This window comes from Desulfofundulus thermocisternus DSM 10259, from assembly GCF_000686645.1.
Classification (GTDB): Bacteria; Bacillota; Desulfotomaculia; order Desulfotomaculales; family Desulfovirgulaceae; genus Desulfofundulus; species Desulfofundulus australicus.
Genome location: NZ_JMLG01000015.1, coordinates 13,239 through 38,633 on the forward strand (window position 1 = coordinate 13,239; position 25,395 = coordinate 38,633).

At 61.1% G+C, this 25,395-nt stretch carries 28 protein-coding genes; all 28 read right to left on the minus strand.

From position 1 onward, the window contains the following. Positions 1-18: 18 nt before the first annotated feature. The 28 genes from BR83_RS0110610 to fliF all read right to left on the minus strand — a co-directional run bounded on the left by BR83_RS0110610 (position 19) and on the right by fliF (position 25,390). Positions 19-393 (minus strand): response regulator, encoded by a 375-nt coding sequence (locus BR83_RS0110610; protein WP_027357062.1) that lies wholly within the window; start codon positions 391-393, stop codon positions 19-21. A gap of 37 nt (positions 394-430) precedes the next feature. After that, positions 431-1,042, minus strand: a complete 612-nt coding sequence (locus tag BR83_RS0110615) for a chemotaxis protein CheC (protein ID WP_027357063.1) — start codon at positions 1,040-1,042, stop codon at positions 431-433. Beyond that, on the minus strand, positions 1,039-1,827 hold the full coding sequence (locus BR83_RS0110620; protein ID WP_027357064.1) for a CheR family methyltransferase: 789 nt from the start codon (positions 1,825-1,827) through the stop codon (positions 1,039-1,041). The genes BR83_RS0110615 and BR83_RS0110620 overlap by 4 nt, the downstream gene beginning before the upstream one ends. A gap of 1 nt (position 1,828) precedes the next feature. Continuing rightward, positions 1,829-2,335 carry a chemotaxis protein CheD gene (locus tag BR83_RS0110625; protein WP_027357065.1) on the minus strand — a complete coding sequence of 169 codons (507 nt, stop codon included), beginning with the start codon at positions 2,333-2,335 and terminating at the stop codon, positions 1,829-1,831. Between the two features lie 366 nt (positions 2,336-2,701). Then, complete coding sequence (gene flgG, locus BR83_RS0110630) at positions 2,702-3,502, minus strand: flagellar basal-body rod protein FlgG (RefSeq protein ID WP_027357066.1); 801 nt, start codon at positions 3,500-3,502, stop codon at positions 2,702-2,704. Positions 3,503-3,560: 58 nt separating this feature from the next. Then, on the minus strand, positions 3,561-4,328 hold the full coding sequence (locus BR83_RS0110635) for a flagellar hook-basal body protein (protein WP_027357067.1): 768 nt from the start codon (positions 4,326-4,328) through the stop codon (positions 3,561-3,563). 107 nt (positions 4,329-4,435) lie between these two features. Continuing rightward, on the minus strand, positions 4,436-5,197 hold the full coding sequence (locus tag BR83_RS0110640; protein ID WP_027357068.1) for a FliA/WhiG family RNA polymerase sigma factor: 762 nt from the start codon (positions 5,195-5,197) through the stop codon (positions 4,436-4,438). A gap of 4 nt (positions 5,198-5,201) precedes the next feature. Beyond that, a complete protein-coding gene (locus BR83_RS0110645) occupies positions 5,202-5,849 on the minus strand; it encodes a flagellar brake protein (RefSeq protein WP_027357069.1) in 648 nt (215 codons plus the stop codon). 22 nt (positions 5,850-5,871) lie between these two features. After that, positions 5,872-6,789 (minus strand): MinD/ParA family protein, encoded by a 918-nt coding sequence (locus tag BR83_RS0110650; protein ID WP_084327200.1) that lies wholly within the window; start codon positions 6,787-6,789, stop codon positions 5,872-5,874. Then, the gene (gene flhF, locus BR83_RS0110655) at positions 6,764-8,056 is read right to left on the minus strand and encodes a flagellar biosynthesis protein FlhF (protein ID WP_027357071.1); all 1,293 of its coding nucleotides are present in this window, start codon (positions 8,054-8,056) and stop codon (positions 6,764-6,766) included. The genes BR83_RS0110650 and flhF overlap by 26 nt, the downstream gene beginning before the upstream one ends. Further along, entirely contained in the window at positions 8,053-10,041 is a 1,989-nt protein-coding gene (gene flhA, locus BR83_RS0110660; protein WP_407637336.1) for a flagellar biosynthesis protein FlhA, read from the minus strand. The genes flhF and flhA overlap by 4 nt, the downstream gene beginning before the upstream one ends. Before the next feature lie 105 nt (positions 10,042-10,146). Further along, positions 10,147-11,217, minus strand: coding sequence for a flagellar biosynthesis protein FlhB (flhB, locus tag BR83_RS0110665; protein WP_027357073.1), 1,071 nt, complete (start codon positions 11,215-11,217; stop codon positions 10,147-10,149). Between the two features lie 58 nt (positions 11,218-11,275). Next, positions 11,276-12,046 (minus strand): flagellar biosynthetic protein FliR, encoded by a 771-nt coding sequence (gene fliR, locus BR83_RS0110670; RefSeq protein WP_027357074.1) that lies wholly within the window; start codon positions 12,044-12,046, stop codon positions 11,276-11,278. A gap of 15 nt (positions 12,047-12,061) precedes the next feature. After that, entirely contained in the window at positions 12,062-12,331 is a 270-nt protein-coding gene (gene fliQ / locus BR83_RS0110675; RefSeq protein WP_027357075.1) for a flagellar biosynthesis protein FliQ, read from the minus strand. An 88-nt stretch (positions 12,332-12,419) separates the two neighbouring features. Further along, positions 12,420-13,217, minus strand: a complete 798-nt coding sequence (fliP, locus tag BR83_RS0110680; protein ID WP_034635181.1) for a flagellar type III secretion system pore protein FliP — start codon at positions 13,215-13,217, stop codon at positions 12,420-12,422. After that, positions 13,195-13,644 carry a flagellar biosynthetic protein FliO gene (gene fliO / locus BR83_RS15705; protein ID WP_051618136.1) on the minus strand — a complete coding sequence of 150 codons (450 nt, stop codon included), beginning with the start codon at positions 13,642-13,644 and terminating at the stop codon, positions 13,195-13,197. The genes fliP and fliO overlap by 23 nt, the downstream gene beginning before the upstream one ends. Then, the gene (fliN, locus tag BR83_RS0110690; RefSeq protein ID WP_207640195.1) at positions 13,641-14,021 is read right to left on the minus strand and encodes a flagellar motor switch protein FliN; all 381 of its coding nucleotides are present in this window, start codon (positions 14,019-14,021) and stop codon (positions 13,641-13,643) included. The genes fliO and fliN overlap by 4 nt, the downstream gene beginning before the upstream one ends. Before the next feature lie 54 nt (positions 14,022-14,075). Then, on the minus strand, positions 14,076-14,558 hold the full coding sequence (locus BR83_RS16435) for a flagellar basal body-associated FliL family protein (protein ID WP_027357078.1): 483 nt from the start codon (positions 14,556-14,558) through the stop codon (positions 14,076-14,078). Positions 14,559-14,794: 236 nt separating this feature from the next. After that, complete coding sequence (locus tag BR83_RS16440) at positions 14,795-16,642, minus strand: flagellar hook-basal body complex protein (protein WP_051618138.1); 1,848 nt, start codon at positions 16,640-16,642, stop codon at positions 14,795-14,797. 24 nt (positions 16,643-16,666) lie between these two features. Further along, positions 16,667-17,467 carry a flagellar hook-basal body protein gene (locus tag BR83_RS0110710; RefSeq protein WP_027357079.1) on the minus strand — a complete coding sequence of 267 codons (801 nt, stop codon included), beginning with the start codon at positions 17,465-17,467 and terminating at the stop codon, positions 16,667-16,669. 72 nt (positions 17,468-17,539) lie between these two features. Next, the gene (locus BR83_RS0110715) at positions 17,540-17,932 is read right to left on the minus strand and encodes a TIGR02530 family flagellar biosynthesis protein (protein WP_027357080.1); all 393 of its coding nucleotides are present in this window, start codon (positions 17,930-17,932) and stop codon (positions 17,540-17,542) included. After that, complete coding sequence (locus BR83_RS0110720; protein ID WP_027357081.1) at positions 17,933-18,337, minus strand: flagellar hook assembly protein FlgD; 405 nt, start codon at positions 18,335-18,337, stop codon at positions 17,933-17,935. A 14-nt stretch (positions 18,338-18,351) separates the two neighbouring features. Further along, the gene (locus tag BR83_RS0110725) at positions 18,352-20,070 is read right to left on the minus strand and encodes a flagellar hook-length control protein FliK (RefSeq protein ID WP_027357082.1); all 1,719 of its coding nucleotides are present in this window, start codon (positions 20,068-20,070) and stop codon (positions 18,352-18,354) included. 77 nt (positions 20,071-20,147) lie between these two features. Beyond that, positions 20,148-20,591, minus strand: a complete 444-nt coding sequence (locus tag BR83_RS15725) for a flagellar export protein FliJ (protein ID WP_051618140.1) — start codon at positions 20,589-20,591, stop codon at positions 20,148-20,150. A gap of 100 nt (positions 20,592-20,691) precedes the next feature. After that, positions 20,692-22,014, minus strand: coding sequence for a flagellar protein export ATPase FliI (gene fliI / locus BR83_RS0110735; RefSeq protein ID WP_027357083.1), 1,323 nt, complete (start codon positions 22,012-22,014; stop codon positions 20,692-20,694). Positions 22,015-22,061: 47 nt separating this feature from the next. Then, positions 22,062-22,865 (minus strand): FliH/SctL family protein, encoded by an 804-nt coding sequence (locus BR83_RS15730; RefSeq protein WP_051618142.1) that lies wholly within the window; start codon positions 22,863-22,865, stop codon positions 22,062-22,064. Further along, positions 22,849-23,862, minus strand: a complete 1,014-nt coding sequence (gene fliG / locus BR83_RS0110745; protein WP_027357084.1) for a flagellar motor switch protein FliG — start codon at positions 23,860-23,862, stop codon at positions 22,849-22,851. Before fliG ends, BR83_RS15730 begins: the two co-directional genes overlap by 17 nt. 10 nt (positions 23,863-23,872) lie before the next feature. Further along, on the minus strand, positions 23,873-25,390 hold the full coding sequence (fliF, locus tag BR83_RS0110750; protein ID WP_027357085.1) for a flagellar basal-body MS-ring/collar protein FliF: 1,518 nt from the start codon (positions 25,388-25,390) through the stop codon (positions 23,873-23,875). Positions 25,391-25,395: the final 5 nt, after the last annotated feature.

The following is a 25,395-nucleotide window of genomic DNA, read 5'->3' on the forward strand; positions in this document are numbered from 1 at the left end:
CGACGCGCCTCCTCTTACCTACCTGCGGGAGCGGGCCAGTACCCGCTCAATGGCCTGCAGGAGCCTCTCCTGCTGGAAGGGCTTGACGATAAAGTCCCTGGCCCCGGCCTGAATGGCATCCATAACCATGGCCTGCTGGCCCATGGCGCTGACCATGACAATGCTGGCCTCGGGATCAATGGCTTTAATGGCCTTAACCGCTTCGATCCCGTCCATATCGGGCATGGTGATGTCCATGGTCACAATGTCCGGTTTGAGCTCGGCGTATTTTTCCACGGCCTGCTTGCCGTTTTCCGCCTCGCCCACCACTTCGTAACCGTTTTTGGTCACGATATTCTTGATCATCATCCGCATGAAGGCGGCATCATCAACCACCAGGATCCTTTTACCCATCCCGTTTCCCCCTCGCATGTACTGAAAAAGCTCCATCTTATAAACCGAGGGCAGCCATTAAACGTTCAATGGCCCCCGGCTCGGTGAGCAGGAAAAAGTGCCCTTTGATCAACGTTTCATCTTCCTGGAACAGCTCCGTTTCTATAACCAGCACCTCTTCTTCCACCCTGCCGGCAGCCACCATCAGGGAGGTCAGCACCGCCCCCAGCATATCGAAGGCAAACAGGGGCACGGTGGTGATCATGTTCAAACCGGTCATCATGCTGATGGCGCTGACAAAGGAACCGGTGAGCACATTGCCGATCTCCTTTATCGCCGACCGGGCCATCTCGTCCAGCTCACCGGTGGTCCCCACCGGCAGCCCCAGGAGCATGTCCACAAGGCGGAGGGTACTCTCCCCGTCAAAAATATACAGCACTATTCCCGGCGCGTCCCCCAGCACCCGCAGGCTCACGCAGCCCACCAGCTCCTCGTACCCGCCCACCAGCTCGATCATCTCCTCGAAGGGCAGGAAACTGCTGCGGGGCACGCGCATGTTCACCCGGCGGTTGATTAACTGGGCCAGGGAGGTCACCGCGTTGCCCAGCCCGATGTTACCGATTTCCCTGAGGGCGTCCAGTTCCACCGGCGAAAGGTTCCTGTAGCTCAAAAGTTATCCCCCTTTGCAGCCCGCCTGCGGTAAAAGCAGGTGCGTATCTTTTCCAGGTCCAGTTCCCGGTAATTGAAGATCATCTCGCTTCCGCCAACAAACAGCACCCCACCCGGAGCCAGCGCCCGGGCCAGTTTATCGTTGAGCCTGTCCTGGGCCTCCCGGGTAAAGTAAATGGTCACGTTACGGCACAGGATGAGGTCGTAACCCTGGCCAAAGGAATCGTTCAGCAGGTCGTGGCGCCTGAAGGTCACCCGCCGGCGGATGGTTTCGCTAATGACAAAAGAACCGTTTTCCCTGGTGAAAAACCGGGCCAGCCGCTGCGGGCTGACGTTGCGCACGGCTTCGGGAGGATACCGGCCTTCCCTTGCCCTGGCCAGGATATTCTGGTCTATATCCGTTCCCTCCAGGTGGTGCGGGTGCCCCGGGGTAAGCTCCTCCAGAATGATGGCCACCGAGTACGGCTCGGCGCCCGCGGCACAGCCGGCGCTCCATATTTTCAGCGTCCTCTTTTCTTTCAGGAGGCCGGGCAGGATGATGCTTTCCAGCTCCCGGAACCTTTCCGGGTCCCGAAAAAACTCCGATACGTTGATGGTCAGGTAGTCCACAAAGGACCGGTAAGCGGCGGGGTCGCCCACCAGCTTTTGAAACAGGGCTCCATAATCAGGAAGCTGGCGCCGCACCAGGTAGGCATCCAGCCGCCTTCTGAGCTGGGTTTCCTTGTAGCTGTTCAGGTCCAGGTGAAAATGCCGGCGCATCATTTCTTTAAAACTGGCAAAATCCACTTCAGATCACCTTCAGCTTGCTCCCCAGCATGCGGATGCTCACCTGACCGTTGCTGGTGTCGAAAATCATGGTCCGCCCCCGGTTACCTCCTACTTCTTCAGCCAGGATGGGAATACCTGCTTCCCTTAACATTGCCCGGGCCTTTTCCACGTTGCGCTGGCCGATGTTCAGGATCATCTTGCTGTCCAGGCCCGAAAACATCTGGGCGCCCCCCACCAGCTTGGCCTGCAGGCGGCTCAGATGGGCCCCGTTTTTTTTCATTTCGTCGATCAGCAGGGGAATGCCCAGGTCGGCAAACTTGGCCGGCTTGGTCACGTTGTTAAACTGAGTGCTGTCCGGAAGCATCAGGTGCAGGAGCCCGCCCAGCTTGAGCGCCGGGTCGTAAAGGCTTACCCCCACACAGGAACCCAGGCCCAGGGTAATCAGCCGGGCCGGCTCCCTGCCGATTTTATAATCGGCAATGCCCACCTGTATCTCCACAGGTCTATCAAACTTGGCCGGCTCCATTCCATTCCTCCTTCTAGGCTGCCTGCCGTTGTTCGTTAAATATTCAGTGAACCCGGTTGGATGCGGCGCTGTCCTCGCTCACTCCAGTGCTCCGCGCCGACAGCACCACGGCTCGCTTCGGGCCGGCTCTGGCTCTCTGCGGATTGCCCGCCACCAATCATTCTTCGTTGTTACCTCTTGAAACAATATGTCTTAAAAAGTATTCTTCCGGGTAGTTCATCATGCGTCCTCGAGAGCCGAGCCGGCAGCCTCGCTTCACCGGGTGCTGTTACCGGCGCTTCGCAAGTCGTTCGCTCCGGAAAGCGCCGCATCCTCTTCATCACGGTTTTACTGAATATTTATGACTGTCCCGGGCAGATACCGGTTTTACTTGCGCAGGTTGTTGGCCATGCCCCACATTTCGTCGGCGGTGCCGACCACCCGCAGGCTCAGCTGGTAGGCCCGCTGGGCTTCCACCAGGGCAGTCATCTCCACCGTCAGGTCGCTGTTGGAAGCCTCCAGGCAGCCCGGGATCAGGGCACCCATGCCGCCGTTCCCCGGCTGGAATTCCACCGCCCCGCCGCTGGCCGTCGTGGCCAGGTAGAGGTTCTCTCCCCGGGCGGCGAGTCCCGCCGGGTTGGTGAAGGAGTAAAGGGTCAGCCGGCCAGCTTCCTCTTCCTGCCGGTCACTGTTTATTATCGTCACCCTCCCGTCGGAATGAAGGGTTACGGACCGATATCCGTCAGGCAAAACAATTTCCGGTTCCAGGGGATAGCCCTGTTCGGTGACCAGGCGCCCACCGGAATCCACGGTAAATCTGCCGTTCCTGGTATAGGCGTATTCCCCCCCGGGCAGCCGCACCCGGAAAAAGCCGTCGCCCTGGATGGCCGCGTCCAGGGGCTGCCCGGTGCGGATCAGGCTGCCGGGCCGGAAGTCCCGGGTGACTGCGGCCACCCGCACACCGCTTCCTTCCGGGGGCGTGGGGCCGGGATTGAATGCCCCCGGCAAAACCTGCCTTTCGGCGGGTATGCCCTCCCGCCCCATTTCCTGGTAGAGCAGGTCGGCAAAGCTAACTTCCTGCCTTTTGTAGCCGGAAGTATTGATGTTGGCCAGGTTGCTGGCACAGGTATCCAGGCGGAGCTGCTGGACGTAAAGCCCCGCGGCTCCGGTGGACAGGGCCCGCAGCATGGGATCACCTCGTTTAAAGAGATTTCATATCAGCAGGGGCGGGTCGCGCCGGTAAATGCTAGCGCAGCGCCCCCACCCGGTTGACCGCCAGGTCCAGGAGCTGGTCCTGGGCCTGCAGGATGCGCTGGTTGGCCTCATAGGAGCGCACGGCGCTGACCAGCTGCACCATGGAGGCGGCGGGGTCCACATTGGACCCTTCCAGATAACCCTGGCGGACTTCGGGACTGGCCGCCGGCCGGGCGCTGCCGGCGGGAGCCGCAAAGTAGTTATCCCCGGTTTTGGTCAGCAGGTTCAGGTCGGCAAACTGGACTATGCGCAGGCGGCCCACCGTTCCCTGCCCGGGCCGGATTATTTCTCCCCCGGCGGTGACCTGGAAATCATCAGTCCCCACCCGCACCGGGCCGGCTTCCCCCAGCACCCGGTTGCCGCGGGAGTCCACCAGGTAACCCTCGCCGTCCACGGCCAGGTTGCCGTCCCGGGTGTAAAGTTCTCCCTGCGGGGTCTGCACTACCAGGAAAGCGCCGGGATCGGCCAGGGCCAGGTGGGTGTTCCTACCCGTGGCCTGGAGGGTGCCGGGGGAAAAATTGGTTACCACCCGGGCAACGGCCGCGCCCTGGTTGGTTGTACCCACGTAGCGCCAGCCGGGGCCGGTTCTGAAAGCCCCCTCCTGCTGCTCCACCAGCAGCAGTTCGGGGAAAGGTTTCTGCACAACGTTATCGGCCTTGAAGCCGCTGGTGGAGGCGTTGGCCAGGTTGCTCGCCAGCACGTCCAGCCGGGCCTGCTGGACGCCCAGGCCGGTGGCGGCAGTATAAAGACCACGGATCACGTCGGGTTCCCCCCTCTTGAGAAATTCAGCTTCGGTAACTCGTCGGGCGCGGCGTTATCTCCGGACCGCCCCGGCGGTTACCGGAGCACCCGCCCGCGCATAACTTTTCAAGCCCGCCCGGCCAGCTTCTGGCGCAGGCGGTTGATGGCCCGGCTGTGCAGCTGGCACACCCTGGACTCGGAAACATCCAGGACAGCCCCGATTTCCTTTAAGGTCAGGCCCTCCTGGTAGTACAGGGCCAGCACCAGCTGATCTTTCTCCGGCAGGCTGGCCACCGCCCGGGCCAGAAGCTCCCTGTTCTCTTCTTCCGTTACGCGCTCCAGGGGATCGGGGCTGGTTTCGTCGGGCAGCAGGTCCCCCAGCCGGACCGGCTCGCCGTTGCCCGCGGCCACCATTTCATCCAGGGAGAGGGTATGCAGGCGGCAGAGCTGGTTGTCCAGGTAGCGCACCTCGGACCGGGAAAGGCCCATTTCCTCCGCCAGCGCGTCCACGGGCACCTTTTCCTGGTAGTGGTTCTCCAGTTTCTCCCGGGCGGCCCTGAGCTGCTGGACCCTGCGCCAGAGGGTGCGGGGCATCCAGTTAGCCCGGCGCAGCTCGTCCAGCATGGCTCCCCGCACCCGGGTGGTGGCGTAGGCTTCAAAATTGTGCCCCAGGTCCGGGTCGAACTTGTCGATGGCCTCGATCAGCCCGAAGATGCCGCAGCTCTCCAGGTCTTCCTGGCTCAGGCACGACGGCAGCCTGACGGCCAGCCGGCCGGCCAGGTACTTGACCAGCCAGAGGTAGGAAAGGATGAGCCGGTGGCGGATCTCCGGGCTTCTTGTCCGCTTGAATTCCTGCCAGAGTTTTTCCCTGTCGGCAGCGTTATCCACGTTCTCACTTCCTGGTAAGCCGGGCCTGGCGGGCCATGCACTGGAAAATATAACGCATGATCAGGTCCTGCTGGGCGGTGGTGATATCCACAAATTCCAGGGCCACATGGTATTTTGATTTTTCCTTCTCCATCAGCCGCAGCACCCGGCCACGGAGTTCCATCTTCCGGGCGCCCTTCTGCAGGGGCAGGTTGAACTTCAGCAGCACTTCCCGGCCGGGCGGGAGCGGCTCGTCCACGGCCAGGAGCATTCCCCCGCCGCTGATATCCACCGTATAGGCCTTTTTGTAAGCAGCCTGGCGGCCGCCCTCCTCCGGCAGCCGGGCGTAATGGACTTCCAGGAGGGTTTTCAGGCGCACGTGCCGGCGCTGCTGCACCCGCCGGCACTCACCGGTGGGAACCAGGCGGTAGAGGGGTACCTCTTTTCCAATCCGACCCAGGCAGCGGGCGGGGAAAACAAAGCTGGCCGACTCATCAAAAAAGCGCACACTCACCCGGTCCCCCGGGCCCAGGATGAGGACGTTCCCCCGCAGGCGGGGCAGCAAAACGTGCAGCTCACGCCCGCTGATATCCTGAACGGCGGAGGCGTACCAGTCCCCTTCCCCCTCCCTCGCCACCTCGATCTTCTGGTTGATGGTGAGCTGGTCAAACAAAATCCGTACCTCCCGTAAACTTTCACTGGCGGTTGAACAGCCTGGCCAGGCGCTGCACGAAACCCCGCAGGCCCGGCCGGGACTGATCCTCCCGGGACATGCCGCCGGCAAGAAAGCGGGCCATGGCGGCCACACTCCTGGCGGGCCGGGAGCGGGGCTCCGCCAGGTAAAAAGGCCTCTGCTCCCGCACCGCCCGGTGCACCACCCGGTCCTCGGGAATGGCTCCCAGGTAGACCACCGGCAGGTTCAGAAAGCGGCCGGCCACCATCTCCAGCCGGCGGGCCGTGGCCAGGGCCTCCTGCTCGCTGCCGGCCCGGTTGACCGCCAGCAGCACCTGCCGGTGCAGGTTGAAGCGGGCCAGCACCTTGATCAGGCTGTAGCCGTCGGTAAGGGAAGTGGGCTCGGGGGTGACGACCACGATCACTTCCCCGGCGGCAGCCAGGAAGCCCAGCACGTTCCGGGAAAGCCCCGCCCCCGTATCGACGAGCACGAAGTCGGCCAGCCCGTCCAGGAGAGCCATGGACGAAAGCAGCCTCTGCCAGTGTGCCCGGTCCAGATTGGCCAGCTCCAGGAAGCCCGAGCCGCCGGATATCAGCTGCACCCCGCCCGGGGCGGGCACCAGCACTTCCCGGATGTCCCGGCCCCGGTAGAGGCAGTCGTAGAGGGTGCAGGGGGGAGTCAGCCCCAGGAGCACTTCCACGTTGGCCAGGCCCAGGTCGGCGTCCAGGATGATCACCCGCTGTTCCAGCGCGGCCAGGGCCAGGCCCAGGTTGACCGCCAGGTTGCTCTTGCCCACCCCGCCCTTGCCGCTGGTAACGGCGATGACCCGGGCGGCAGCGGCCCGCGGTTCTTCCGCCGGCGGCACCGCACCTTCCGGGAAACTGCCGGGCACGCGGCCGAAGATGCGCCCGCCCTTAAATCCGGAGGAGCGCCCCTGCATCGTCTTCGACCCCCTCCAGGAGGAGGGCGGCCAGGCGCCGGGGAGTCAGGCCGGCGATGTCGTCGGGTACATTCTGCCCGCCGGTGACGTAGCTTACCGGCCGGCGCATCTGGTGGACCAGGTTCAACATCCCTCCCCGGGTTTGCGTTTCATCCAGCTTGGTGAAAATGAACTCCGAGTACCCCACCCGTTCGAACTCCCGGGCCATATGCAGGAGGTCCCGGTTACGGGTTGTGGCGCTCAGGACCAGGTAGACCCGGCGGGACGGCGGCAGGGCATCCACAAAACCTTTCAACTTGAGCAACTGGCCGGCATTGCGGCAGGAGATCCCCTCCGTGTCAACGAAAACGGTCTCCTTGTCCTGGTGGGCCTCCACCGCCGAGGCCAGCTCGGCGGGAGTCATCACCACTTCCACCGGCACGCCAATGGTCTGACCGTAAAACTTCAGCTCCTCCACCGCCCCGAAGCGGTGGCTGTACACGGCAACCAGCGCTATCCTTTTGCGCTCGAAAAGGGCCTGCCTGGCGGCCAGCTTGGCCAGGGTGGTGGTTTTTCCCGCCCCGGTGGGGCCGATGAAAACCCGTATCTTCCCGTCCCGATCATCCCGGTTGGAGTAGACCTCTTCCACCAGGGAGGCCACCCGTCCCTTCAACTGCAGGAGCAGGAAGTCCTCGTCCTCTCCGGCGGGGGTATCAAGCTCCAGGCCGTCCAGGAGCTTTTCCACCACCCCCTCCAGCACTTCCATGTCCAGCAGGCGCCGCCGCCATCTTTCCCGAACATCCCCGTCCATCATGGCTTCCTCCTGTCGTTTCAGAATGGCCCGGAAGGAGGGAAAATCACCCCGCTCCCGGCCGTCAGGTGAGCCCGGGGCAGGACCAGGCCCGTTACCGCCGGCGGGCAGTGCCCCGGCCGGGCCGGGCGCAGGCGGCACCCTCCCCTCCGGCCCCGGCATTTCTTCCCTGCGGGTGCGCCGGACCTGCGGGGCCGGTGCCGGCGAGGGGGAGCCCGCGGCCGCCGTGCCGCCCTCCCTGGAAGCGGGGGGCTGCGGCCCGTCGGCCGGCCCCGGCGGCAGTTCCGCTGCCGGGGGCGCGGCGGGCAGTTCGTCCAGGGCCGCAGTCACCTCCAGCTGGGGCGGCCGGAAGAAGTCCAGCAGGTTTTTTCGGGGCAGGCGGTAGCTGGAAATGATCACCGCCTCGGGCCCCATATCCTCCCGGATCAGGCGCATGGCCTCCTGCATTTCCCTGACAATATACTTCTTGATCTTCACTCCGCACTCACCGTCCCCACTACTTCCACTTCGATGCCTGGCGCCACTTCGTTCAAGGACAGCACGGTCACCGCCGGCAGGCTGCGTTCAATCAACCTGCGGAAGGGCAGCCTTACGCGGGGCGAGCAGAGCACCACCGGGGTCTGCCCTTTCAGGCTCAATTTTTCGGCCTGCTCCCGGAGCTTTTCCAGGATCTTGCGGGCCAGCCCGGGCTCCAGCACCGGGTAGGCTCCGAGCTGGGTCTGCTGGATGGAGTCCGTGATGGCCTGCTCCAGCCGGGGGTGCAGGGTGATCACGGCCAGCTTGTTCTCCGGGGTCAGGTAAAGCCGGCTGATGGTGCGGGCAAGGCGGCTGCGCACGTGCTCGGTGAGAAAATCGCTGTCCCGGTTCAGGCGGGCCCCGTCGGCCAGAGCCTCGCAGATGCTCACCAGGTCCCTGAGGGGCACCCTCTCCCGCAGGAGATTCTGCAGCACCTTCTGCACCTCGCCCAGGGTCAGCAGGTCGGGAACCAGCTCCTCCACCACCGCCGGGTCCTTTTCCTTAATGACCTCCAGCAGTTCCTTCACTTCCTGGCGGCCCAGCAGTTCATGGGCGTGGGCCTTAATGAATTCCGTCAGGTGGGTGACCATAACGGTGGAGGGGTCCACCACCGTCAGCCCGGCCAGTTCCAGCCTCTCCTTTTCAACTGCCGGCACCCACCAGGCCGGCAGGCCGAAGGTGGGCTCGGTGGTGGGTATGCCCGGAATATCGGTGGCCTGCCCCGTGGGGTCCATCACCAGGTAATGGCCGGGCAGCAGTTCCCCCCTGGCAGCCTCCTCCCCCCGGATTTTAAAGACGTAGGCGTTGGGCGACAGCTGCAGGTTGTCCCGGATGCGGATGGGCCGCACGTAAATTCCCAGTTCCACGGCGCACTGCCGGCGCACCGCCGCCAGCCGGTGCAGCAGGTCCCCGCCCTGGGACTCGTCGGTGAGGGGGATGAGGTTGTAGCCGATTTCTATCTGCAGGGGGTCCACCTGGAAGTACGTGGCCACGTTTTCCGGCTCCCGGCGGATTTCCTGCGCCTGCTGCCTGGCCCGGGCCTCCTGCCGGCGCACCTCCTCCTTTTGTTTTTCCTGCAACAGGCTCCTGCCGGCGATAAAGCTGGCCCCCGCCAGCAGGAGGAAGAGGATGTTGGGCATGGCCGGGATGCACCCCAGGACGAAGAGGATTCCCGCCACCAGGTAGAGGATGCGGGGGAAGCCGGTGAACTGCCGGGAGATGTCTTTCCCGAAGCTGGCATCCGACGTGGCCCTGGTCACCAGGATGCCGGCGGCGGTGGAGATGAGCACCGAGGGCACCTGGGTCACCAGCCCGTCCCCGATGGTGAGCACGGTAAAGGTGCGCAGGGCTTCGGAGACGGACATGCCCATCTGGAGGGTGCCGATGGCAATGCCCCCCAGGATGTTGATCAGGGTGATGATGATGCCGGCAATGGCGTCCCCCCGCACGAACTTGCTGGCCCCGTCCATGGCGCCGTAAAAGTCGGCCTCCCGCTGCAGCCTCTTCCGCCTTTCCCTGGCCTCCGCCTCGGTAATCAGCCCCGCATTGAAATCGGCGTCAATGCTCATCTGCTTGCCGGGCATGGCATCCAGGGTGAAGCGCGCGGCCACCTCGGCCACCCGGCCCGCCCCGCTGGTGATGACCACGAACTGGATCACGGTGATGATGATGAAAACGATGAATCCCACCACGTAGTTGCCCCCGGCCACAAAGTGCCCGAAGGCGTCGATGACGTTGCCCGCGTAGCCCTGGCCCAGGATCAGCCGGGTGGAGGAGATGTTCAGGGCCAGCCGGTAGAGGGTGGTCACCAGCAGCAGGGCCGGGAAGACGGAAAACTGCAGGGGCTCGGTGGTGAACATGGTAATGAGCAGGATCACCAGCCCCAGGGTGATGCTGATGGAAAGCAGCACGTCCAGGACCCGGGGGGGCATGGGGATGATGATCATCAGCACGATGCCCACGATCAGGCCGGCGATGAGCAGGTCGTTGTTGCGTTTCAGTTGTGACCTCAGGGTTGTGCCGGGTGCGGGCACGGTTTGTCCCTCCTTAACTTACACCGGCCGTTTTTTCAGGCGGTAGACCAGGGCCAGAATCTGGGCCACGGCCTGGTAGAGCTCCACCGGGATCTCCTGCCCGATTTCCACCTGGTGGTAGAGGGCCCGGGCCACTTCGGGGTTATGTATGACCGGCACTTTATGCTCGGCGGCCAGCTCCCGGATGCGGCGAGCCAGGTCCCCGGCTCCCTTGACCACCACCCGGGGGGCGGACATTTCCCTTTCGTCGTAGCGCAGGGCCACCGCCAGGTGGGTGGGGTTGGTGATGACCACCGTGGCCCGGGGCACTTCCTGGCGGATGCGGTTGAGCAGGATCTGCCGCTGGCGCCGCCTCTGCCAGCTTTTTACGGTGGGGTCCCCTTCGGTCTGTTTGAGCTCATCCTTTACTTCCTGCCTGGTCATGCGCAGACCCCGCAGGTACTCCCAGCGCTGGTAGAACAGGTCGAGCACCGCCAGGAGTAAAAAGGTGCCGCCCGCCGCCGCCGCTGCCGCCAGCATAACCCCGGCCACCGTGTCGAAGGCCGCCCGGGGTGAACGATGAAAGACCAGCAGCAGCTCCGGCAGGTGCGCCTTCACCACCAGGTAGCTGACCCCCGCCACCACCGCCACTTTAAGGATGCTCTTACCCAGCTCCACCAGGGTGCGCAGGCTGAAGATGCGGGAGAGGCCGCTGACGGGATTGATCCGCTCCAGGTTGGGTTTGACCACCTCCGGGGCGAAGATAAAACCCGTCTGCAGCAGGTGCACCGCCAGGGCCGCACCGGTTAGCGTCAGCATAAGCGGCGTGCACATCCACAGTGCCCCGCGGCCGGCATCGAAGATCACCCGGGGCAGGTTTTCGGGCGACAGGTCGAAGGTCAGGCAGTGGCTGAAATACCAGGCGAGCTCTTTCTGCCAGCTTTCCATGGCCGGGCCCCTTAAGAGGTAGGCCAGGATGACGGCCGCCATGAGCACCACCGCCGCAGCAAAGTCCCGGCTCCTGGGCACCTGACCCCTGCGCCTGGCCTCCTGCAGCCGCCGCGGGGTCGGGGCTTCGGTTTTCTGCTGGGCGCCCCCGCCGTGGGCCAATCTCCATCCCCTCTTCCCGGTTGCTTAAAATTGGCGCCTGGCACAAGCAGGTTTTGTTTCACCCGGCCAGACCCCGGATCAACGTGTACAAATTCTGCTCCATCATGCGGACCAGGGCCCGGAAGACCACCCCGAAAAGCGGCACCATGATGCTCAAGGTGAGGATGCCCAGGGAGATCTTCAGCGGAAAGCCCAGCATGAAAATGTTCATTTCCGGGGCGGTGCGGCCCAGAAGCCCCAGGCAGAGGTCGATAATCAGCACCACCGCCACCACGGGAGCGGCGATCTGCACGCCCAGGGCCACCATGCGGGCGAATATCCGCACCACGGCCAGGGTGGTGACCCCGTCCAGGGAGGCACCGGCCAGGGGCACCAGCTCGTAACTCCTGGCCAGGGCGGCAATGAGCACGTGGTGCCCGTCCAGGATGAAGAAGAGCACCATGCCCAGGAGGTACAGGAAGCGGGAGCTGAGGGTGGACTGATGCCCCATGGCCGGGTCAAAAAAGCTGGCCATGAAAAAGCCCATCTGAATGTCCATGATCTGCCCCGCCACAGCCAGGCTCTGGAAGACCAGGCCGGCCACGAAGCCCAGCACCAGGCCCACCCCGGCCTCTTCCGCCGCCGCCAGGGCAAACCCCACAAGGCCCCCGGGAAAATCCGGCTCCACTCCCGGCACCAGGGGGTAGAGCACCACGGCCAGCACCAGGGCCGTGAAGGCTTTCAAAGACCGGGGTACGTTGGGAAAGAAAAACAGGGGACCCGCAACCAGAAAGGCGCTGGCCCGGATGAAGATTAAAATAAAGGTTGCCGCCGCTCCGTAGTTGAGCAATTCCGCTCTCTCCCCCTACCCTGTGAGGTTGGGCAGGTGCTGGAACAGCCGCGTCGTGTAACTGGTCATCAGGCGGACCAGCCACGGCGCGGTGATGGCCAGGGCTAGAAATACGGCCACGATCTTGGGCACGAAGGTCAGGGACTGCTCCTGCACCTGGGTGACAGCCTGGAGGATGCTGATCACCAGCCCCACCAGCAGCGATACGGCCAGGGTGGGCAGGGAGAGGAGCAGGATCATCACCAGGGCTTCCCGGGCGATCTGGGTGACAAGGGTATCGGTCACGGCTTTTCCCCCTCTGCCGGCGGCTTACGGCCGTTCTGTTTTTACGAATGGTGTCCGGCCGGCGGGAGCCCCCGCCGTCCGGGCGCACCTAATGGAAACTTTCCACCAGGGACCGGACCACCAGGTACCAGCCGTCTACCATCACGAAGAGCAGCAGCTTGAAGGGCAGCGAGATCATCACCGGGGGCAGCATGAACATGCCCATGGACATCAGGGCGCTGGCCACCACCATGTCAATAACCAGGAAGGGCACGTACAGCAGAAACCCCATCTGAAAGGCGGTTTTCAGCTCGCTGATTACAAAGGCCGGGATGACCACCGTAATGGGCAGGTCATCCGCATTCCGGGGCCGGGGCATTTTGGCCAGGCTGACGAACAGGGCCAGGTCCTTCTCCCGGGTCTGCTTGAGCATGAACGCCTTCAGCGGTCCCGCCGCGGCCTCAAAGGCCTGCTCCTGGGTCAACTGGTTGTTTAAATAGGGCTGCAGGGCCTCCCGGTTGATTTCCTGGAAGGTGGGGGTCATCACGAAAAAGGTCAGGAACAGGGCCAGGCCGATGATCACCTGGTTGGGCGGCGTCTGCTGGATGCCCAGGGCCCCCCGCAGGATGGACAGGACCACCACAATGCGGGTAAAGCTGGTGACCATAACCAGCAGGCCCGGGGCCAGGGCCAGCACCGTGAGCAGGACCAGCAGCTTGACGCTGTCCACCACCTGAGCCGGTTCGTCCGTGGGGGTGATCCGCAGGTCGATGCCCGGCAGGGGCTGCGCCCCGGCTGCCGCCGGGGCGGCGATAAGGGCCAGCAGGAACACCGGGACCGCCAGGCGGCGGAACCGTGAATGGTCTTTCCAGATTTTGCGGTTATCATTCTCCAGCACTGCGCTCATCTTTTTGCCCATCCAGATAGCTTTGATGCTGCTTTGCAGAAGTTTCCGGTGGTCCGTCACCGGCGAGCCTTTTCTTCAACCGGTCGAGGGCCGCGGACAGTTCCCGCTGGAAGGAGGCCGGCCCTGATCCTTTCCCGGCAGGTGTATCGGGAAAAGGCAGCCCTTCCGGCAGGTGGTCGAATTCCCGCAGCAGGGTCACATTGTTCTCCTGGTGGGCCAGGAGGTAGTAGCGCCGGCCCACCTGCACGAGGGTGAGGGCGGCCTTCGGCCCCAGGGGCAGTTGCTCGATCACGCGCATGTAACGGCCCCGGCTGAAGGCCAGGTGCCGGCCGAGGCCGTAGCGCACGGCCAGGTAGGCCAGGGCGGCCACCAGGAGCAGGCTCAGCACCAGCTGCACCGCGGCCCGGAACAGGTCGGCGTCGCTCACTGCTTTTCCCCGCCTCTCCGGGCCCTGCCCGGCTCCCGGATGCTCTCAATGCGGACGCCGAAATTGCCGCCCAGGACCACCACTTCTCCCCGGGCCAGGGGCTGGTCGTTGATCAGCACTTCCACCGCGTCACCCGCCGGGCGGTTCAGCTCGACCACGGAACCCTCGGCAAGCCGCAGTATGTCCCGCACCTTCATGGTGGTGCTCCCCAGTTCCACCGTTATGGTCACCTTGACGTCGTCCAGGTAATCAAGGGGTACTTTCAGGCGGTCCGCTCCCGGGGGCGCGGTCAGGGGAGGGAAGCTCACCCTTTTCACCGCCGGCTGCCGCCCTTCCATGCGCTCAACAATTTCTCTGATTTCTTCTTCGCTGATCACAGGCACCGCCTGCTTTCCTTGAAAATTCAGCCTCCGCCATGCGGAGCGCCGGGCTTACTGCACCAGAAAATCGGTAAAGTAGAGTTGCTCCACCTTTCCGTGCAGGAGCTGGCTGTTGATCCGGTCGAGAATTTCTTTTTTGATGGCCTCCTGGTTTTTCACCGGGAGCACTTCATCCGCCGTCTTGCTGCGCAGGATGGTCAGCACCGCCTCGGTGAGCATGGGCTGCTTGGCCTTGACCTCCTCGACCAGCTTTTTATCAGCAGGATACTCCAGCACCACCTGCACCCGCAGGTAGCGGCCGGGGCCCTCGCCGGCCAGGTTGATCACCCTGGACCCCAGGTCCAGGGTCTCCATGGGGCGCTCCTTCGGCGTGGCCTGCACCGGCCCGGCCAGGGGGCCGAAAAACCACAGGGCGCCGAAGGTGAGCCCGCCGCCGATGATGACGGCCAGGAGCAGCAGGAAGATGGTGCGGCCGCGGCCGCCCCGTTTTTTCTCGCCTTCTCCGCCGGTTTGTTTTTTTCTCGTCACAGGCATCAATAAACACCCTTTTTGCGGCCGCCGGCTCTAAGCATAGAAACGGCAACCATTTTTTATTACGGCGGTGTTTGGTAACGGCATTACAGAAATCACGTGTAGGAAGTTTCAGACCAAAACGGGCACCGCCGGGTGATTTATAATCGCTTAATACTTTAACGGCGGCAACGTCCTTTTTCTAATGATCATAGAGACGTTTGCCCTAACTACTGCGGGTAAATGAACGCCGGCCTAAACTACCGCTTCAAATTTAAAAGTTCTTCAAGCATGGTATCCGAAACCGTAATCATGCGGGCGCTGGCCTGATAGCCGCGCTGGGTGGTAATCATGTTGGTGAACTCGTCGGTCAGGTCCACGTTGGACATTTCAAGATAACCGGAAGCAATGGTGCCATAGCCTATAGCACCAGGTTTACCTGGAGGCGAAGGATCGCCGCTACTTTCCGTTGGTTTAAATAAATTTTTATTCGCTCTTTGTAATCCATCTTGATTGCGGAATGTATACAAACAAATCTGAGCAAAGTCAGCACTGTTAACTGCCCCCGGGTTTTCCCACTCAATGTTATTACCAGCCTTGGTTATTCCAGTAATGGTACCGTCAACAGCAATATTAATACTTGCAACGTCACCATTGTTATGCATATTTATCCTCAATAAACGTTCTCCATGCTCTTCAATTTTTTGCGAGTAGTTTCCAGGCTTAATGCCAAGCTTTTCGGCTGCCTCACCGCTTACGCTAAGCAACACATTGGGTTCAGTATAAAGTGTTTTAAGTGTTAGACAGTTATTAGAGTCAAGAGAAGCTTTTACACCAACAGTAGATGATTCGTTATTAATTTTATTGATGATAGAATAAATATCATCTCCTGTACCAGTTTTACTTGCATTACCCTCACTAAAATCAGAATTAACACCATTAAAAATGTTTTTTAAACCATTGATATCTTTAACAGATACGGTTAGTCGAATGCCAGGCCCACCATCGATGGTACGAAAACCAAAACCCTCATCGCCACTCCCATCAAAATTTGTCTTGTCGTCGACCTCGTATCCATTTTGGGTATAAAACATTTCTACCCCTGTTCCTGTTTTTTGTGACATATTTTCAATAGCCACTTCTAAGTCAGCAAGGGTACTGCTGGTTGTTAAAACTCCCATATCCAAATCTTGATTCTGGCCAATGCGTATAGAAAAATTCTTTGTTGTTCCATTATAGGAATTATCCACGGTAAACTCAATAATATCCCCTTCATTAAACCCTAAATTTGATAAAGTCGTTGTAGCATCTTTAGCAATTGTATAATTTTCTCCTGCATTAACAGTTGCCACATCAGCCACCAAGATATTAAAATCCTTACGGGGTCCAAATGTACCGTCTGACCTGATCACCTGCAATGTAAGAGGAATTTGCTTTTCAACATAGGAAACTATAATATTACCAGTAATACTATTATCAAAAACTATACGATTATTATCCGGATCCAATGCATAATCTGTTATTTGTTGTCCATCCTTATAAACTTTTATACTTCTTGTAATAACATTGGTAAAATCAAAATTTATTTCATTTTGACCAGTAAGTTCATATGATGATGTTTTTAGTTCCTCATTTGGTGGCAAAATTTCATTAATGTCAATTTTACTGAACTGCTCAGTTGATTTAGCAGCAGTTATATTTCCAATTTTACCCACTAAGCGATATCCATCTGCATTCACAATATAACCAAGTGCATCAATATAAAAAACCCCATCCCTAGTATAGTAATAGACGTTTTCATTAACAGGATCTCTTACTTTAAAAAACCCATCACCGTTAATTGCTAAATCCAATGTTCGGCCCGTATATTGCAACGTACCCGGACTCATATTATTCGTAATACTCGATACAGCAACACCAAGCCCTACCTGAACGGGATTAGTTGATATGCCTGCACCTTTTAACACTTGGTAAAGTGTATCCTGGAAATTAACCTGCCCCCTTTTAAAACCTACTGTATTAACATTGGCAATGTTATTACCGATTACATCCATCCGAATTTGATGCGATTTCATTCCGGAAACACCAGAAAAAAGCGAACGTATCATTACTTCACACCCCTATGTTTAAATTTACCGTTTTAAATCAATGGTTTCCTTAAGCACCTCATCTGATGTTATAAAGACTTTTGCGTTAGCCTCATACCCTAGCTGTGTCATGATTAAGTTAACGAGCTCATATGCCATATCAATATTTGCCATTTCCAGGCTACCCGATTCAATGGTGCCAAAACCATCTTTACCCGGCCTGCCCTGTGTCCGTTGCCCTGCAGGATTATCCTGTGTATCTTCACCATAGACGTACAAATTTCCACCAATCTTTGTTAACCCATTGGGGTTAACAAAACTAAAGAGACCTATAACTGGCTTATCGCCTTCACTACCATCACCATACTTGACATTAATTTCGCCGTCGTTAGTAATTCTTATTGAATCGATAAGCTTGCTAGTGTCAATTTTTATCTCTTTCTCATCTTCTTGAACTAATCTCAAACCATTCGGGTTAACCAAATATCCGTCTTTATCCAGATAAAAAGTGCCTTCTCTAGTATAATAAATTGTATCGTCCCCTTCCCTTTTTAACCCAAAGAAACCGTTGCCATTAATAGCCAGATCCAATGGTCGGCCAGTAGCTTGCAGCGGTCCCTGGGCAAAATTGGTTATCACACTTGCTAATGTTACACCCGCACCAATCTGAAGAGGATTATTCTGAGCGGTACCCGCACGCATAGTCTGATATAGAGCATCTTGAAACGTAGCTATGGACGTCTTAAAACCAGTTGTATTCGAATTTGAGATATTATTACTAATTGTATCCATTCGCATTCGATGGTTGAGCATTCCGGATAAACTGGAATATATTGCTTGAATCATATCTTAACACCTTCCTTTTAATCATCCGCCTCCGTCGTTCAGCGGCAATACGGCCCCCTTGCGGTCCAGCCGTTACTCGACGATTATGGCCCCGTCAATATTGGTGAAAACGCGCCCCGCCCCGGAGCGGCGGTCCAGGGCCGTCACCACCGTGCGGTTCTCCACACTGGTTACCAGGGCCAGGTCGTGGTAGATAACCAGTGAATTCCTCACCCCCTTGCCGGCGGCCAGGCTCACTGCCCGGCTGATTTTTTCCATGTCGGCTTCCTTCAGGGTGATGTTGCGCTCCCGCAGGCGCTTTTCGGCGTGGGCCGATAATTTCAGCGGGACCGCGTCCATTTCCCGGCGCAGCACTTCTTTAAAAGAACCCGGCCGGGACGTCCCGTCCTGCCTTTCAGTCCGGCCTTCCCTGGAAACCGGGAGGACCAGCGGTTCAGGCAATAGTTCCTTTATCCTGATATCCATTTAACCACGGATCTCCTTTATTGCGTTAAAGTCATAAGTAGCCCCATTAATCACCAGTTTTACCCCGTTTTCGCTAAATAAGAGTTTTTCCACCGTTCCCTCAACTTCAACGCCGTCCTCACCCGTCACCGTCACCTGCCTCCCTACCAGATTGGCACTTAGCGAAAGCTCCTGTGTTCTTAACAATAATTCCATATTTTTATTAAGACTCATGATCTGTTCTAGAACTGTTATTTCCGTTATCTGAGTCATAAACTGGTTCTGATCTACAGGACTCATGGGGTTCTGGTAGCGCAGCTGGGCCACCATGATCTGCAGAAAAGCGTCCTTGTCCAGTTCCTTTTTGACCGGCTGGAGTTTGTCCTGGGGGTTATAGTAGATACTGTTCGCCGCAGTTACCTCCATCTTACATCCCACCTTCACACGAAAAAGTTGATCCCGCCCGGCAACGGATCTGCCGGCTGTTCCTGCCCGGTACTGCCCTCCGGATCCACACCCGGACCGCTGTACTGCCGCCCGTAATTATATCCCGGCTGCTGGTAATCACTCCGGGGCGGGAGACCGCCCTCATGTCCCACCGACACCGAAGCGCTGTGGAGGTGTAGATTCTGGGCGGCCAGGGCCTCGCGCAGCTGGGGCAGGGCACTTTCAATGGCGTCCCCGGCGGCGGCGTTACTTGCGAGGAAGTGTGCGCTCACATCCCCGTGCCGGTAGACCAGGCGGACCATAACCTCACCCAGGTGCTCCGGTTCAAGCTTGAACCAGAGGTGGGTCTGCCCCTCGATATGCCTGGCTACGGCCTGCCGCAGCACCCGGCCGATTAAAGCCGGCATTTGCAGCAGGTTTACATTCTCCCGTTGTATTATTGGATTGGACAAATTATTGGAAGTTCCGGTAATTCCGTCTCCGCTGTGATTGGTTGACTGGTACTGCGCCGGATTGTGGCCCGGGGTGCCGGCGCTGTCATTACGGTTCATGAGAGGAGAAGAAGTTGTATCCTGTGCGATTTGCCGGGACACCACGCCGCCCCGGGTATTTGGAGCCTCCACTATATCGGAATCCGGTTTGCCCCCCGGGATTGTGCTTTGTGGGACCACATCAACCGGTACCCGCGCATTCTTAAACTCCAGGTTTGCTGCACCGTGATCGAATGCGGGCACCGCTTTGCCATGGACAGTATTATAGTCCGGGCGCGGGTTGCCGCCTTCCTCCCCCACCGAAACCGAGGCATTCTGCAGGTGCAGGTTCTGGGCGGCCAGGGCCTCGCGCAGCTGGGGCAGGGCACTTTCAATGGCGTCCCCGGCGGCGGCGTTACTTGCGAGGAAGTGGGCGCTCACATCCCCCTGCCGGTAGACCAGGTGGACCACAACCTCACCGAGGTTCTCCGGCACCCCCGGCTGTCTGACTTCCGGCTGCTGGCTGTCCACCGCCCTGCTGCCCCGACCGGGTTCGAGAATTCCCGAGCATCTCAGCAACTGAAGAATCCTTTCCTTCAGGAAGGCATCATAAGATTGAGTCTCATCCTGCAGCAATTCCGGCAGGGCCGGCCCCTTAAGCTCCACAACGGCGGCATCCGTATGCTGCCCGGCTTGACCGTCCCCGCGACCGGCTTCCGGCGGCGGTGCGGGCGGATTTACCACCGCCTCCAGGAGCCGGCTCAAGGAGTCAACGGCCGGGCTGTTCCCCTCCCCGCCCCCCGCATCAGCACCTGCCGGTACAGTCGCAGGCATTTTATTTTCCATCATACCGCAGAAGTTCAGCAGGGCCGCCAGGAGGACCTCCTGCCCGCCGGTGAACTGTTCTCTGCCCCCGCCTTCTTCAAGCTCGCCCGGCCCCTCCACGCTGCCGGCGGGCGGCAGCAGAGGTTCCATAATACCAGCATCCCCGGGGGGCGAAAGGGGCAGCTTTTCCGCAGGAACGGTCTGAAAAACGCCGGCCGGCGTCCCCGGGGTGCCGGCCTCTCCCGGATTCCAGACCGGGTTGCCGCCGCCCGGGTCCGGGGTGACCGGCCCTTCCCCGGCTATGCCCAGCAACTGCAAAAGCAGGGCAAGAAACGCGCCGGAGGCGGGTGTGCCGTCAGCAGTGCCGCCCGGGGAACACGGTCTTTCCGGTGCTACGGAAACCGCGTTGATCTCCATGACTTCTCACCTCCTTTACCGGGACTCCGCCATTTATCCGGAGCCGCCACCTTCCTCCTGCCGGAGCAGGCCGGCGGCTACCGCTTCCCCTCCCGGCGCCAGAACATCCGCAGCCCCTGCTCATCCGTTTCCTTCTGCTCGGCCCGGTTTTCCTCCCGGATGTGGTTCTGGAGCTGTTTTTCCTTCAGCGTCTCCAGGATCATCCTCTGGCGCCGGGCTTCAAAGGCTTCCACCCGGCAGCGCATGAGCCTTTCGCTGGCCCTTTCCACTTCCTCCCGGCAGCGGTCCCGTTCGCCGGCCAGCCGTTCCCGCCAGAGCATCAGGTGAAGCTCGGTCTCGGGCCGCAGCGGCCCCGGGCCGCCGCCGGCAAGGCTCTCTTCCAGCAGGCCAGTGGCCCTGTGCAGTTCCTCCACCCGGGCCAGGTACTCCCGCCTAGCCCGGGAGTGGGCCAGGATGGCCTGTTCCTCCTTTTTCTCCCTGAACTGCAGTACCGGCTGGAGATGAAAACGAAACTTGCGCATGTGCAGTCACTCCCTGGCCTGGTAATGGTGCTCGCCCCTGCAGGCCTTTCGCCTACCGCTCCTGGACGGCCGACCTCCCGCCGCAGGTGAGCCGGCCGCATTAACCGGGGTCGGGCAGGGCCCTTACCGCCTCTTCAAAGCTGCTGTGCTCGTGCATGTCCTGACGCAAAAACCGCATCAAATCCGGGTACACCCTGACTGCCGCGTCCACCCGGGGGTTGGAGCCGGCCACGTAGGCGCCGATGTTGATCAGATCCTCCGCCTGGCGGTAGGCGGCCAGCAGGTCCCGCAGCCGGCTGGCCCGGGCCAGGTGCTCCGCACCCACCAGCTCCGGCATCACCCGGCTCACGCTCTGCAGCACATCGATGGCCGGGTAGTGGTTCCGGGCGGCCAGCTCCCGGGTCAGCACAATGTGGCCGTCCAGGATGCCCCGCACGGCATCGGTAATGGGCTCGTTCAGGTCGTCCCCCTCCACCAGCACGGTGTAAAAAGCGGTGATGGACCCCACCGCCCCCATGCCGGACCGCTCCAGTAGCCGGGGCAGCAGGGCAAAAACCGAGGGGGTGTAGCCCCGGGTGGCCGGGGGCTCGCCGATGGCCAGGCCCACCTCCCGCTGGGCCATGGCAAAGCGGGTGACCGAATCCATGAGCAGGAGCACGTCTTTGCCCCGGTCGCGGAAATACTCGGCGATGGCGCTGGCCAGAAAGGCGGCCTTCACCCGCACCAGGGCCGGCCGGTCGGAGGTGGCGGCCACCACCACCGAGCGGGCCAGGCCCCCGGGGCCCAGGTCCCCTTCAATGAAGTCCCGCACCTCCCGGCCCCGCTCCCCCACCAGGGCGATGACGTTTACATCGGCGCTACTGTAGCGGGCCACCATGCCCAGAAGGGTACTCTTGCCCACCCCGCTGCCGGCAAAAATACCCAGGCGCTGCCCGCGGCCGCAGGTGAGGAAGGCATCGATGGCCCGCACCCCGGTGGAAAAAACCTGCGCGATGCGCTGCCTGGACAGGGGGCTGGGGGGAGAGCTGTCCACAGGCACGTAAGACTGGTCGGGGGAGGACAGCTCCCGCCCGTCCATGGGCCGGCCCAGCCCGTCCAGCACCCGCCCCAGGAGGTGGTCCCCCACCGCCACCATCAGGCCCCGGCCCCGGGGGACCACGCTGCAGCCGGGGTAAATGCCCCGCAGCTCCCCCAGGGGCATGAGCAGGGTGACGTCTTCCCGGAAGCCCACCACCTCGGCCACCACCGGGGCTTCGCCGGGCACGTGGATGTCGCAGATCTCACCGATGCGGGCGGCAATCCCCCGTGCCTCCACGGTCAGGCCGATGACCCGCACCACCTGCCCGGTGGGGCGCAGCAGTTTGGCCGCCCGCACCCGGCGGCGCCAGCGTTCCAGGTCGATTTGGGGTAAGGATGCCTGCATTATCCCCACTTCCCAACCAACTATGGTTTACCGGACAACTGCCAGAACTATGATGTACCCGCCTGCTCCCGCCCGGCGACCTGCAGCCCCGCTTCCCTCAATACTTCCTCCAGGGCCCGCCAGCGGGCTTCAAGGGTGGCGTCCACCCTGCCGTCGCCCGATTCAATGCGGCACCCGCCGGGCTCTACGGACGGATCGCCGATGACGTGCAGGGCCGTACCGGGGGGCAGGACGGGGAGCAGCTGCTCCCGGCTGTCCTCCACCAGCTTTTTCTGCCCCGGGTTTACATAAATGACCACCTGCTCCCTGATGCGGACCGCATCCAGGGCTTCCCGCACAATGTTCAGCACCACGGCGGGGTCGACGGCCAGCTGGGCGGCCACAATTTTTTCGGCCATCTCCCGGGCCAGGGCCACCAGCTCCCCTTCCAGGTTCTCCAGGGCGGCCCGGCGGATTTCTTCAGCCTGCCGCAGCACCTGTAGGGCTTCTTCCCTCAGGGCCCGGGCCCCGGCCGCGGCTTCTTCCATGGCCCGGCGGTGGCCCTCCCGGTAGCCTTGCTCCCACCCCTCCCGCAGGCCCTCCTCCCGGGCCCGGGCGGCGGCCTCCCGGGCCAGCTCCTCCGCCTCCTGCCGCGCCCTGGCCAGGATGCCTTCGGCCTCCCTTTTCGCTTCAGCCAGGATCTTTTCGCCCTCGGCCCGGGCTTTCTCCTCAGCCGCCCGCCCCTGACCGTTGCCGTTACCTTCCCCGTGCCCCTCCAGGGGCAGCACGGGGAAATGGTAGCGGGGAACCAAAAGGACGGGGTCCTCACCGCCGGAAACAAATCCCCGGATGATCCTAAATGATGATGGCATCCTCCCCACCCCGCGCGATGATGATTTCGCCCGTCTCGTCCAGGCGGCGGATGATCTGCACTATGCGCTGCTGGGCCTCTTCCACATCCCGCAGGCGCACCGGCCCCATGAACTGAATTTCCTCCCGCAGCATCTCGGCCGCCCGCCGGGACATGTTCTTGAAAATGCGCTCATTGACTTCCTCGTTGGCCCCCCGCATGGCCCTGGCCAGGTCCTTGGTATCCACTTCCCGCAGCACCCGCTGGATGGCCGTGTCGTGGAGCTTGACGATGTCCTCGAACACAAACATCATCTTGCGCACCTCGTCGGCCAGTTCGGGGTCGGATACTTCCAGCTCCTCCAGGATGGTTTTTTCGGTGCTGCGGTCCACCCGGTTCAAAATGTTGACCAGAGCTTTCACGCCGCCCACCGCCTGGTCCTGCTGGACCACCATGGAGAGCTTCCTCTCCAGCACGCCCTCCACTTCCTTGATTACCTCGGGGGGCGTGCGGTCGATCACCGCCACCCTCCGGGCCACATCGCTCTGCTTCTCCGGAGGCAGGGAAGAAAGGATGAGGGCCGCCTGCTCCGGAACCAGGTGGGTGATGATCAGGGCAATGGTCTGGGGGTGCTCGTCCCGGATGAAGTTGAGCAGGTGTTTGGGGTCGGTCCGGCGCAGGTTGCTGAAGGGAACCTTCTGTATGGCCACCGTTACCTTGTTGAGGATCTCCTCGGCCCGCTGGGGGCCCAGGGCCTTCTCCAGCACCTCCCGGGCGTACTTGTAGCCGCCCCGCATCAGGTATTCCCTGGCCCTGTTCATTTCCAGGAACTCCTCCAGCACCACCTGCTGCACTTCCCTGGGCACGCTTTCCATCATGGAAATCTGCTGGGTGATCATTTCAATTTCATCATCGGGGAAGTGCTTCAGGACTTTGGCGGACAGTTCTGCCCCCAGGGCTATCAGCACGATAGCCGCCTTCTGAACGCCGGTAAGCTTTTCGGTAAACCGCCCGTTCATACTGCCGCACCTACTCCTTGAGCCACAACTTTAAAATTTCGGCCACCTCGGCGGGCCTTTCCCGGGCCATTTCCCGGATCCGCTGCGTTCTGCCGGGCTGTTCCGCGGGCTGCTCCGGCCCGGGCTCGTACGCGGCGGCCACGGGAGCCTGCGGCACCTCTTCCTCCATTTCCTCCACGTACCTCCGCCGCCGGCGGCGGATGAACAGGATCAGGAGGAGCAGGAGACCCAGCCCGGCCGCTCCCGCTGCCGCGGGCCAGTATTTTTTCAGCACGGCCGGCACAACCGGGGCCGGCGGCCCTTCCTCCCGGAACTGGTCCAGGTAGGAGGTGTCGAAGGGCATGGCCGAAACGTTGATCTGGTCTCCCCGGTTCTGCTGCAGGCCCACCGCCGCCGCCACCATGTCCTGGACCTGCTGCAGCTGGGGCGCGCTGTAGTTGCCGTTTAAAACCACGGCCACCGAAAGCCGCCGCAGGGTCCCCGGTGCGGCCACCAGGGTCTGCTGCTGGCTGCCCAGCTGGTAATTGGTGGTGGTCTGCCGCTTCTGGTACTGGGAGTTACCGCCGGTAAAGGCGGGAATGCTGCTTCCCGGTTGAAAAGTTTCCGGCGGTGCGCCACCCGTGCCAGTGCCCGAGCCGCTTTCATTAACGGTCTGCTGGCTTAAAACCTGCCCCGGCTGCACGGTGGTGGTGGTGGTCTGGCGCTGGTCGAAGTCCAGATCAGCGGTAACCATGGCCACCGCCTTGTTCGGCCCCAGGATTCTGGTCAGCATCTGCTGGATGCGGGTTTCCAGTTCCTTTTCGTACTGCCGGCGCACCTGGTACTGGTCCAGGGACAGGCGGGTCAGCTTGGCCCGCTCGTCGGACAGGGCCAGATCGTCGCTCAGGACGTTGCCTTCCATGTCGATGATGTGTACGTTTTCCGGCTTCAACCCCTGCACGCTGCCCACCACCAGATCCATGATGCCCTTCACCTGCTCGGGCTTGAGCTCGCTTTTGAGCTTCAAAGCTATGGAGGCGGAAGGCTCCACCTGCTCGTCCAGGAAGAGGCTTTCCCGGGGCAGCACCAGGTGCACCCGGGCCTGCTCCACCTCCTCCAGGCTGGTGATGGTGCGGCGCAGTTCCTCCTGCAGCGCCCGCTGGTAGTTGACCTGCTGTTCAAAATCGGTAACGCCAAACTTTTGCTGGTCGAAAAGCTCCCACCCGGCCCCCGTATCGGCCAGCACCCCCTTGCTGGCCAGCTCTATTCTCACGCTGGGAACCTGATCTTCCGGCACGGCAATGGTTTTACCCTGATCCTCCAGCCGGTAGGGAACCTTCATATTTTTCAGTTCTTCGGCGATTTTACCCGCCTGAGCGGGCTCCAGGTCGGTGAAGAGGGGGGCATATACCGGCCGGGTGATAAGCACAGCCAGGTAAATCACCGTGGCTAACAGCCCGGCCGCGGCAGCCACCAGGAGGACCTGCCGGGGCCGGGGCAGCGCCTGCCACCGCTCCTTGACGGGGGCCAGGATCTGTCTGGGGTCCATCAACT